The sequence below is a fragment of the Streptomyces novaecaesareae genome, assembly GCF_000716875.1.
GTDB classification, from domain to species: Bacteria; Actinomycetota; Actinomycetes; order Streptomycetales; family Streptomycetaceae; genus Kitasatospora; species Kitasatospora novaecaesareae.
Genome location: NZ_JNWQ01000042.1, coordinates 46,234 through 57,206 on the forward strand (window position 1 = coordinate 46,234; position 10,973 = coordinate 57,206).

Genomic DNA, 10,973 nt, shown 5'->3' on the forward strand with positions numbered 1-10,973 from the left:
CGCCCCGCCCATGAGCTCGACCGCCACCGCCACCTTCGCCGCGCCCGTGCCCGTGACCGCGACTGCCGCCGCGACCGCCGTCGACCCGGGCCCGGAGCTGGACGGCGGTGACTTCGTGCTCCCCGCGGCCGGGCTGGACGACGACCGGCGGCTGCGCGCGCTGGACACGGTCGACGAGTACCTGACGCGCAAGCGCAAGCACCTGGTCGGCTACCAGGCCACCCAGGACATGCAGGGCACCGCGCTGGACCTGGCCCGGTTCATGCCGAACAACATCAACAACCTCGGCGACCCGTTCCAGAGCGGCGGCTACAAGCCGAACACCAAGGTCGTCGAGCGCGCCGTCCTCGACTACTACGCGAGGCTGTGGCACGCGAAGCGCCCGCACGACCCCGCCGACCCCGAGTCGTACTGGGGCTACATGCTGTCCATGGGCTCGACCGAGGGCAACATGTACGCGCTCTGGAACGCCCGCGACTACCTCAGCGGCAAGGCACTGATCCACCCGCCGGCCGCCCCCCGGGACGAGCTGCGCTACGTCCAGGCCGCGCCCGACCGGCACAACCCGAACGCCCACCGCCCGGTGGCGTTCTACTCCGAGGACACCCACTACTCCTTCGCCAAGGCCGTCCGGGTGCTGGCCGTCGAGACCTTCCACGCCGTCGGCCTGGAGCTGTACCCGGACGAGTGCCCGCTGCTCGACCCGGCCACCGGGCGCCGCGAGTGGCCGGCCGAGGTGCCGTCCCGCCCGGGCCCGTCCGGGTTCTCCTGGGACGGCCCGGGCGAGATCGACGTCGACGCGCTCGCCGTGCTGGTCGAGTTCTTCGCCGCCAAGGGGCACCCGATCTTCGTCAACCTCAACCTCGGCAGCACCTTCAAGGGCGCCCACGACGACGTCCGAACGGTCTGCGAGCGCCTGCTGCCGATCTTCGAGCGGTACGGCCTGCTGCGGCGCGAGGTGGCGTACGGGGCGGACCCGCACACCGGGCAGCCGCTGGTCGACGTGCGCCGCGGCTTCTGGATCCACGTGGACGGGGCGCTCGGCGCCGGCTACGCGCCGTTCCTGCGGATGGCCTCCCAGGACCGGGCGTACGGCTGGACGCCGGAGACGGAACTGCCGGAGTTCGACTTCGGACTCGCCCTGCCCACCGCCGAGCACGGCGAGGTCGACATGGTCTCCTCGATCGCGATGAGCGGCCACAAGTGGGCCGGCGCGCCGTGGCCCTGCGGCATCTACATGACGAAGGTGAAGTACCAGATCTCGCCGCCGTCCCAGCCGGACTACATAGGCGCGCCCGACACCACCTTCGCCGGCTCCCGCAACGGCTTCTCGCCGCTGATCCTCTGGGACCACCTGTCCCGCCACTCCTACCAGGACCAGGTCGACCGGATCCGCACGGCTCAGGAGCTCGCCGACCACCTGGAGCGGCGCCTGCTGGCCATGGAGCAGGAGCTCGGCGTCGAGCTCTGGCCCGCCCGCACCCCGGGCGCCGTCACCGTACGGTTCCGCAAGCCCAGCGCCGAGCTGGTGGCGAAGTGGTCGCTGTCCTCGCAGGACGTGCTGCTCGTCCCCGGCGACGAGTCCACCCGCCGCAGCTACGTGCACGTCTTCGTGATGCCCTCGGTCGACCGCGAGAAGCTGGACGCCCTGCTCGCCGACCTCGCCGAGGACCCCGCCATCCTGGGCTGATCTGTCTGCTCCAGCCGCCGAGGTACCGGACGGACACGGAGTGTAGCCGTACAGTGCTCCGGTCGGCGTGATGCACGTGATGCACGTAATTCACGTCATTCACCTGGTGCGGGAGACGGGACCGGTGGCCCGTGCGGTCGGGACGGCGGGCCGGGCAGCCTGGAACGGCTCAGGGAGGTGGGCGGATGAGAGGGTTCGGGATCGGCGGCGCCGGCGTTGCCACGGCTCTGGCGACGGCCGGGACCGCGCTGTCGTGCGCGGCGGTGTGGTCGTTCCTCGCACTCACCCACCCCGGGGTGCGCGGTGTCAGCGAGCACTACTTCTACGACGGCGTCTGGGTCGCGGTCGGCCTGACGTTCTCGCTCGCAGGCCTGTTCCTGGTGGTCAACCGGAACGGCCAGGCCTTGGGGGTGCTGCTGCTGGTCGCCGGTCTGCTGCAGTCGCTGCGCATGCTGGTGCTGCTGGCGGCCGCACTCGCCGGAGCCGGGCCGGCGGTCGTCGCGGTGACCGCAGCGGTGGCGCTGGCCGCCGAAATCACCAATGCCTTCGTGGTGGTGGGCCTCCCGCTCTGGCTCCCCGATGCCCGTCTGCCCGGCGGGGTCTGGCGCTGCCTCACCGTCCTGGTGGCCGCCTGGAGCGCCCTGCTCGCCTTCGCTGACACCGCCCAGGTGCCCGTGTGGTACGGCCTGGCGAACCCGCTCCACCACACCGCGCTGTACACCTGGCTGGACGGGTGGCTCGGTCCGTACACCTTCGACCTCTTCGCCGCGAGCCTCGTGCTCACCCTGGCGGTGGCCGCGGTCCGCTGGTGGCGCCTGCCCGGACCACACCCGTACCTGCGCGCGGTGCTGGCCGCCTACGTCGTCTGGGCCGCGCTCGCCGCTGTCCCGCACTACGTCGGCGACTACCCCGGGTGGATGCCCTACGCGGTCATCGTGACCGGCGAGGCCGCCTGGATGCTGGTGCCGATCGCCGCCTTCCGCCGCGACCGCGAGCTCTCCCTGGACCGGGTCACCCGGCGCTACCTGGCCGCGTACGCGTTCTGCGCGCTGCTGTTCGTCGGCGCGCTGCTCGGCGCCTACCTGGGGCACCGCCTGCTGCCCGGCACCGGAGCCGGCACGCACTGGTGGCAGGTGGCGGCGGCCGTGGCGGTCGGTGCGTCGCTGCGCCCGGCCGCCCGGGGAGTGGGGCGCGCCGTCGACCGGTACTACTACGGCGAGCGGGCCCACCCGTACCAGCTGGTCCGGCAACTGGCGGAGCGGATGAGCCACGCCGTCGACCCGGCGGACGCGCCGCCGCTGCTCTGCCGGACGGTGGTGCAGGCCCTCGGGCTGCCGGCCGCCGCGGTGCGGGTACGGACCCGGAGCGGGCCGCGCGAGCTGGCCCGGCTCGGCACGCTCGACCCGCCCGGCGAGCGCTTTCCGCTCACCTACGAGGGCGCCGAGATCGGCGAACTGCTGGTGCCGCCCCGCCTCGGGCAGTCCGAGCTGGACCGGCAGGACCGCGAGGTGCTGCGCCTCCTCGCCGACCAGGCCTCGCCGGCGATCGCCTCGCTCGGCCTGTACCAGGACCTCCAGGCCAGCCGCGAGCAGCTCGTGGCGGCCCGCGAGGAGGAGCGCCGCCGCCTGCGCCACGACCTCCACGACGGCCTCGGCCCAGCCCTCTCCGGCCTGCGCCTGCGCATCGATGCCGCCGGAGCCGACCTGCCCGACGACTCCAGGGCCACGGCCTCGCTCACCGCGGCCTCCGCCGGCATCGGCCAGGCGATCACCGAACTCCGGCGGATCACCGACGGCCTGGGGCCCGGGCCCCTCGACGGCAAGGGGCTGGCCGACGCGCTCCGCCGGCTCGCGGACACCCTCGCCGGCCGGTCGCTCCGGGTCACCCTCGACCTGCGACCCGACCCGCTGCCCGTGCTTCCCGCCGCCGTCGAGACCGCCGTCTACCGGATCAGTGGCGAGGCCCTGAACAACGTGGTCCGGCACTCGGGCGCCACCGTCGCCCGCCTCAGCCTCCACGCCCATCACGACCGGGTCACCGTCGAGGTCGCCGACAACGGCAGGGGCTTTCCCGGCCGCGGCTGCGCATCCGGTGTGGGCCTTCGCTCCATGGCCGAGCGCGCCGAGGAGCTCGGCGGCACCTTCACCGCCGACAACGCCCCCGCCGGCGTCGTCGGTGCCGTCGTCCGGGCCGTCCTCCCGCGCGGCCAGGCCGACGGCCGCGCTTAGGAGTTGCGGGCGGCCAGGCCCTCGGCGAGGGGGCCGAAGAGCAGGCTCCAGTTGCCCGGGAGGGCGGCGATCGCGGCGGTGAGGTAGCCGTGGACGACCGTCCACTCGTCGGGGTGGTGGAGCAGGCCGTGGGTGATGACGGCATCCAGACAGTCGTCGACGGTGTCGGCGAAGTCGTCGTCCTCCGGCCCGGCGTAGCCCAGGCGTTCGCAGGCCGGCTCGATGTCGGCGGGCAGGCCGCTCTCCTCGTCGAGGTCGGTGACGGCGTCGAGGAGGTAGAGCAGGTGGCCGTCCGGCTCCGGGAGTTCGCCGCGCAGGCCGTCGGTGGTGAACTCCCGCTCGGCGTCGTCGTCGACGAGGTCCGAGCCGTCGACGGCGGCGGCGACCAGGGCCGCCCAGTACGCCCGGTCGTGCGGGCCGTCGCTCTGGCGCAGGTGGGCGGCGGCGAACGCGGCCATCGCCGCCGGGTCGTCGATGAGGGGCGAGACGACCAGGTCGCTGCGGTGGTCGAAGCCGAAGAAGTGGCGGCGCCCGTCGAGCGTGAGCGACTCGATGGCGGCGACATGGCCGACCCGTCCGGGCAACGGCTCGTACGCGGTGGCGAATTCGGTGGTCATGGGGACGACCGTAGTGGGCACCACCGACATCCCCTCCCGCACCGGGGTCGGGCCCCGCCGGTACGGTGATGGCTCACGTCGAGGAGGGGGCGGGCAGGATGGGACCGGGAACCGGGGAGGGCGGGCGGCGCACGCCGCTCGCGGCGCTGCGCGCACGGCTGTTGGCCGAGATCAACGCCACCGTGCACGGGCAGGACCTGCACCTGGAGCGCTACGACCGCCCGGCGGGGGATCCGGGCCTCTTCGGCCCGGCCAGTGTGGTGTGGCAGGTGCACGGGCACCCGGCCGGGATGCTGGTGGGCGGCTTCGCGGCGCTGCTGATGCAGTCCCTGCACCCGCTCGCGATGGCCGCCGTCGACGCGCACTCCGACTTCCGGGCCGACCCGACCGGACGGCTCCACCGGACCGCCCGGTTCGTCGCCACCACGACCCTCGGCTCGACGGCGGCGGCCGAGCAGGCGATAGCCGGCGTGCGCAGGATCCACCCCCGGATCCACGGCACGGCGCCGGACGGCCGCCCCTACCGGGCCGACGATCCGGAGCTGCTCACCTGGGTCCACACCGCCGAGGTGTACTGCTTCCTGACCGGCTATCAGGCCTACGCCGCCGACCCGTTGCCCGCCGCCGCACGTGACCAGTACTACGCCGAGGCGGCGATCGTCGCCGAACGGCTGGGCGCCGTCGGGGTACCCCGCTCCGGCGCCGAGGTGGCGGCCTATCTGGCCCGGATCCGGCCGGAGTTGCGCGTCACACCGGCGGCCCTGGACGTGCTCCGGCTGCTGCGCGGATTCGGCCGCAGCCGTCGAGAGCGGGCCGCCGTACGGGTGTTGACGAACGCTTCGATCGACCTGCTGCCGGCCTGGGCGAGGGCCGAACTCGGCGTACGGCGGCCCCGGTTCGTCCGCGCGGCCTGGGACCGCCCGATCGCCCGGACCGGCGGCCGGATCATGGTCTGGGCCTGCGGCCCCTCGCAGATCCGCGCCGCCGCGTACGCACGGGCCACCGCCGGGGCCGGTACGTCCGGCGTCTGCGGCGCCCCCGGTGGCGTTCCGCAGCCGTAGCCGTACGCGACGGTACTGTCACCGGGATCTGTCGGACATAACGGTTTCCCGTCGAGGTCTGTCCGAAAACGGACCGGGCGCCTAGGCTGCGGCGCGTGTCGCTCCTTCGAAGATTCCGCGCCTCCGGCCCGCGTGTACGGCCGGAACTCGACGATGTCGAACTCGGTCGAGTCCGAAGACAGTTGAGTTCCCCAACCATGCCGGGCCAGCTGGGCATCCAGGTCGATCAGGTCGAGCGGCTGCTCCACACGGCCGGTAGGGACTGGGACCGCCGCGCGCACCGCTTCTCCGTGCTCGCCGAGGCCGCCGCCTACTCGGGGCTGGCCCGTTCCTGGCGGATGCGCCGCCCGCACGGATCGGACCCGCAGGTGTTCGAGGCGTGGACGGCGCTGTGCCGCGGCCAGCAAGAAGGGCGGATGGAGGACGCGTCCGCCGCCGTCGACCGCTGCCACAGCGCGGCCGACGCCGCTCCCGACGACCCCGAGCCCTGGGTGGTGCTGCTCGGGATTCTCCGGCTGGAGCGCGCCGACTCGCGCGAGGCCTTCGCCGTCTGGCACGAGGTGACCTCGCGCGACCCCTGGAACCGCGAGGCCCATCTGCAGATGCTGCGCTACCTGTCGCCGGAGGAGTGCGGTTCGCGCAGCAGCCAACTGGACTTCGTCCAGGGCGTCCGGGCCGCGGCGCCCACCGCCGCACCGGTCGTGGGCGTGGAACTGACCGCGCTGGTCGACGAGCACGCCCGCACGGTCGCCCGGGGCGGCATCGACGCGCTGCTGGTCCGCCGCCAGTGGGCGAACCACCGCGCCGCCACCGCGCTGGACACCGCCCTGGCCGGCTGGCCCCGCCCCGGCCACCTGCGGCACGCGGCCGCGCTGGCCGACCTGAACCTGCTCGCCTTCGCCCTCGTCCAGGCCGGCCGGGCGCGCGAGGGGGCCGACGCCTACCGCCTCATCGGTGACACCGTCACGGCCTGGCCGTGGACCTTCGACGGGGACCCGCTCGACCAGTTCGGCTACTGGCGGGCGAAGGCACTGGCCTGATTCGCCGCTTCAGCCGGTTCACCCGGCGCTGAGCTGCCCGAGCTGTCGGAGCTGCCGCAGCTGCTCCGGGGTGGGGCACCAGGTCGACTCCAAGCCGTCGACGTCCCAGCCGGCGAGGCGGGCGCCGGCCTCGTAGGCGCTCTGGAGGAAGGCGAGGAGGGCCGTGGCCGGCGCGTCCGAGGTGCGGACGGTCTCGTAGGGCAGGATCGCCAGCAGGCCCGCGCCGGTCTCGGTCCAGCTGCCGGCGGCGAGCGGCTGGTCGCCCAGTCCGGCAGGCGCCGGGGCGGTGTAGGAGTAGTAGGCGGCGTCGCCCAGCCTGTCGTCACCGGGCCAGAAGCCGAACGACACGACCTCGTGGGTGTAGGCCTCCTGGGTGACGGGGTCGGTGTCCTGCAGCGGTGCCGGCCTCCCGGAGAACCTGGTGACCGCGAGGTCGAAGCTGTGCCAGAACAGGTGGACCGGGCTCGTCTTGCCGTTGAACCATCCGCTGAACTCCTCGAACACCGAGTCCGACCAGTCGAGGACCCGGCTGAAGCGCTCGACGGCGTCCCGGTCCCAGGAGGCGTGTTCCCGGTCCCGGGGGAACGGCGTCGTCATGGGGACGCCGAACGGCTGCTCCCTGATGGCGACGTCGACGCCCAGGCCGTCCAGGGCCCGGTGGAGGTGTGCGTCGAAGTCGGCGACGGACAGCCCGTCGACGAGGTCGAACGATCTCGTGCGTCCGTCGGCGGTCCGTACCAGCAGGGCGTGGTCGACGAGGTCGAGGGTGATGTCGAACGTCGTGCCCCGGTGGTGCATCCGCCGGGTCGTGAGGCCGCGCACGTCGACGTACAGCGGGGCGTTCCACCAGTGGTTGCGCGGCGGAGTGGTCGCCAGCCGGACCTTTCCGAGGATCTGGCAGTACAGGTGCAGCGTGTCCTTGGTGGGGCGCCAGCCGGCGAGGGGCAGTTCCGGCAGCTTCGTGACCGTCTGCTCGCTACGGGTACGCATCGCATTCATGCCGAACGCCTTCCTGTGGCCGGGCGGCTCCCTCCAGTCTGTGCCCGCCCGCTACTGGGGGCGAGCCTGGGTCCGGTGCACGTTCCCCTGGAAGTCCGCCGACAGGTACGCGCTGCCGTAGGCGTCCTTGACGTAGACCAGTACGGCCGGCCCCGGGGTGAAGGTGTCGTACTGCACGACGATGTACTCGTCGGTCGGGTGGGCGATGCCGAGGGTGGTGTAGGCCTGCTGCAGCAGCCCGGGGAGCTTGCTCCAGTCGACGGCGTCGAGGTCCACCGCCTTGTCCAGGCCGGACATGGTGCCGCCGCCGCGCGGATCGTGCGAGGTCTTGCCGTTCCGGTAGCCGAACCTGTCGTAGAGCCCCGGGTTTCCCGGCACCGGGGCGCGACCGTACGCGTTGTCCGCGGCGAGCGAGAACTCCACGACCTGCGTGCCACCCATCGACGGGCTCAGCGCCTTGATCACGGAGCGCGCACCGTCCGGGGTGATCAGGCCCGGGTGTTCGGGGGAGGCGGTGACCGGCTTGTAGTCCGAGGTGTCGGCCTGCGAGGAGAAGTGGTTCACCGTCCAGCCGATGGCGGCGGCCAGCACGGCGGCGGCCAGCCAACTGGACTGGATCGCCCTGCGCCTGGCGGAGCCGGAACCAGAGCCGGAGGAGGGGGCGGGGCGTGGCTGGTCGCTCTCCGGGAGTGCGTCCTCATGGCGCGTGGGGGAGGGCTCGTCGGTCGGCGCGTCGAGCCGCACGGTGTCCGGGGAGCCGAGCCGTACGGTGTCCGGCGAGTCGGGCCCGGCCGGCGGCTCCGCCCCCGCCTCGGCCGCGGCGAGCAGCCGGTCCAGCAGTGCGGCGTCCGGCCGGGCCGCGGTGTCCCGGACCAGCAGGGCGGACAGCACCGGGCCGAGGGCCCCGGAGCGCACCGGCGGCGGCACCGGCTCGTCGAGCACGGCGGCGAGGGTGGCGATGCTCGTCGCGCGCCGCAGCGGGTGCCGGCCCTCGACGGCGACGTAGAGCATCATCCCCAGCGACCAGAGGTCCGAGGCCGGGTTGCCCTCCTCGCCGCGGATCCGCTCGGGGGCGATGTACTCGGGCGAGCCGATCAGGCCGCCCGTGGTGGTCAGACTGGTCGACTCCCGCAGCGCGGCGATGCCGAAGTCGGTGAGCACCGGTGTGCCGTCGGGGCGCAGCAGGACGTTCCCCGGCTTGACGTCGCGGTGCTGGATCCCGGCGGCGTGGGCGGCGCTCAGCGCGGACAGCACGCCCCGGCCGAGCCGGGCCGCCTCGGCCGGCGACATCGGGCCTCGGGCCAGCCGGTCGTGCAGCGAGCCGCCGGTGACCAGTTCCATGACCAGCCAGGGGTACGGGTGCTCGGGCAGGTCGACGATGTGATGGATCGTCACCACGTGCGGGTTGCTGAGCCGGGCCAGCGAACGGGCCTCGCGAAGCACCCGCTCGCGCATGACCCGCGCGGCCTTCGGATCGCCGTCGAGCAGTGCGGGGTCGGGCGGGCGGACCTCCTTCAGCGCGACGTCGCGGTGCAGCACGACGTCGCGCGCCCGCCACACCAGCCCCATGCCTCCGCCGCCGAGCCGTTCGAGCAGTTCGAAGCGGCCGTCGATGAGCTGGATGTCCCGTCCCCCTGTGGTCATGGCGGTCATCGTAGGGCTCGGGTGTGACCTGGCCCGGAGGGGGTCCCGGGTCGGCGGCGGTGCAGCGTGCGGCCGAGTTCCGGAGGGGTGGCGAACCCCGGGTACGGCGCTGTGACGCAGGTCACGCCGGATGCAGAACCTGTGTGCCGCATCCAGCGTCTGGCTGGTGTGAGATCACGGAGGAGAGCACTGGACGAGCTGGACGAGGAACGCCTCGTCCGGCTGGTGGCCAGGGGCGACCGCGGGGCGTTCGACGAGTTGTACCGGCGGACGTCGCCGTGGCTGGCGGTGCGGCTGCGCCGCCGCTGCGCGGACGAGCAGATCGTCGCCGAGGTCATGCAGGAGACCTACCTGGCGGTGTGGCGTGCGGCCGGCGCGTTCGCCGGGAGCGCGGTCGGCGGGACGGCCGTCGGATGGCTGTGGACGATCGCGGCGCGCCGCCTGGTCGACGCGTTCCGGCGCCGGGCCCACCACGCCGAACCGCCGGTCGCCGCCGCCGAGCGGGCGGTGGTGCCCGCGGCGGAGGAGGAGGCGCTCGCCGGGACCGTCGGCGGCGACGTCGGCGACGCGCTGCGGCGACTGGCGCCGGAACTCCGCGAGGTACTGCAGGCCACGGTGCTCGACGGGCTCTCCGTCCGGGAGGCCGCCGTCCTGCTCAGACTGCCCGAGGGCACGGTCAAGACCCGCGCCCGCCGGGCCCGGATCGCGATGCGGGAGGCACTGGCATGAGCGAGCGAGCGAAGCGAGGCGGGCGCATGAGGGAGCGCAGCGTCGGCGACCACGCGTCGACGCGGTTGATCGACGACTACGCACGCGGTGACACGGCGATGGCCGCGGACACGGTGTGGGCGCTGGAGGCCCATCTGGAGACCTGCGCGCCGTGCCGCGGCCGCCTGGCGGCCTCCGTGGCCACCGGGGCGCCCGGCATCGCCGCGCTGGTCGACACCGTCCGGGCCGGTCTGGAGCCGCAGTTGGACGCAGCCGTCGGGCTGCCCGTGCGCCGGTTCCGCCCGAGGTGGGTGTCGGCCTGGCTGACACCGGTGATGGCCCCGTGGCTGGCGATGACCGGCCTCGTCACCCTGCTGGCGCTGCTGCTGGGCGCGGTCGCGTCCCCGACGGTCTTCGGCCGTTCCTCTCCCGCGTTGCTGGTCGCGCCGGTGCTGCCGCTGTGCGGTGTCGCCGCGGCGTGGTCGCGCGGCCTGGACCCGGCGTACGAACTGACGGCCTCGACCGCCAGGGCCGGCCTGTCCCTGCTCCTCAGGCGCACCACGGCGGTACTCCTGGTGGTCCTGCCGGGGCTGCTGGCGGGCGGCTGGCTGACCGGGACGATGTCGGCCGCACAGTGGCTGCTGCCCTCCCTGGCCTTCACCTCCACCGCCCTGGCGCTGGGCAGCGTGGTCGGCGTGCGCCGCGCCGCCGTCGGGCTGGCGGTCGCCTGGGCCGCCGTCGTCGCGGCACCCGCGTGGGCGACCGGCCGCTTCCCCGTCGTCCTGCAGTCGGACCAACTGCCCTTGTGGGGGCTGCTCCTGGCACTCGGCACCGGCGCCGTGATCGTCCGCAGGAACGCCTACTCGTCGCTGTGAGACCGCCCCCGACTGAAGTTCCCCCCTGACCTTGGACAGCTGTTGCTTACGCTGCGGGGGTGAAGTCGCGCTGCAGCCTGGCCCGGGTTTCGAGTGGGGTGAGGTATCCGA

The 10,973-nt window shown here is 73.8% G+C and carries 9 protein-coding genes; 6 read left to right on the forward strand and 3 right to left on the reverse strand.

Features of this window, described 5'->3' with window-relative positions:
• The first annotated feature begins 10 nt into the window (after window positions 1-10).
• Complete coding sequence (locus OP86_RS18080) at window positions 11-1,690, forward strand: PLP-dependent aminotransferase family protein (protein WP_051830212.1); 1,680 nt, start codon at window positions 11-13, stop codon at window positions 1,688-1,690.
• Window positions 1,691-1,875: 185 nt separating this feature from the next.
• Window positions 1,876-3,918 carry a sensor histidine kinase gene (locus tag OP86_RS18085; RefSeq protein WP_051830213.1) on the forward strand — a complete coding sequence of 681 codons (2,043 nt, stop codon included), beginning with the start codon at window positions 1,876-1,878 and terminating at the stop codon, window positions 3,916-3,918.
• Here the strand turns inward: OP86_RS18085 and OP86_RS33640 are convergent.
• Window positions 3,915-4,535, reverse strand: coding sequence for a hypothetical protein (locus OP86_RS33640; protein ID WP_051830214.1), 621 nt, complete (start codon window positions 4,533-4,535; stop codon window positions 3,915-3,917). The genes OP86_RS18085 and OP86_RS33640 overlap by 4 nt on opposite strands.
• Window positions 4,536-4,633: 98 nt before the next feature.
• Between OP86_RS33640 and OP86_RS18095 the strand changes: the two genes are divergently transcribed.
• Window positions 4,634-5,596: an oxygenase MpaB family protein gene (locus tag OP86_RS18095; RefSeq protein WP_051830215.1), complete on the forward strand. Its 963-nt coding sequence runs from the start codon at window positions 4,634-4,636 to the stop codon at window positions 5,594-5,596.
• A gap of 197 nt (window positions 5,597-5,793) precedes the next feature.
• Window positions 5,794-6,636: a tetratricopeptide repeat protein gene (locus tag OP86_RS18100; RefSeq protein WP_078589079.1), complete on the forward strand. Its 843-nt coding sequence runs from the start codon at window positions 5,794-5,796 to the stop codon at window positions 6,634-6,636.
• An 18-nt stretch (window positions 6,637-6,654) separates the two neighbouring features.
• On the opposite strand, the gene OP86_RS18105 is transcribed toward OP86_RS18100, so the two are convergent.
• Together OP86_RS18105 and OP86_RS18110 are read right to left on the reverse strand one after the other, a co-directional pair.
• Window positions 6,655-7,635, reverse strand: a complete 981-nt coding sequence (locus OP86_RS18105; RefSeq protein ID WP_199815213.1) for a DUF5996 family protein — start codon at window positions 7,633-7,635, stop codon at window positions 6,655-6,657.
• Window positions 7,636-7,686: 51 nt separating this feature from the next.
• The gene (locus OP86_RS18110) at window positions 7,687-9,288 is read right to left on the reverse strand and encodes a serine/threonine-protein kinase (RefSeq protein ID WP_030259040.1); all 1,602 of its coding nucleotides are present in this window, start codon (window positions 9,286-9,288) and stop codon (window positions 7,687-7,689) included.
• A 159-nt stretch (window positions 9,289-9,447) separates the two neighbouring features.
• On the opposite strand from OP86_RS18110, the gene OP86_RS18115 reads away from it, so the two are divergent.
• Entirely contained in the window at window positions 9,448-10,008 is a 561-nt protein-coding gene (locus OP86_RS18115) for an RNA polymerase sigma factor (RefSeq protein ID WP_030058175.1), read from the forward strand.
• 26 nt (window positions 10,009-10,034) lie between these two features.
• Window positions 10,035-10,862 (forward strand): zf-HC2 domain-containing protein, encoded by an 828-nt coding sequence (locus tag OP86_RS18120; RefSeq protein ID WP_030058176.1) that lies wholly within the window; start codon window positions 10,035-10,037, stop codon window positions 10,860-10,862.
• Window positions 10,863-10,973: the final 111 nt, after the last annotated feature.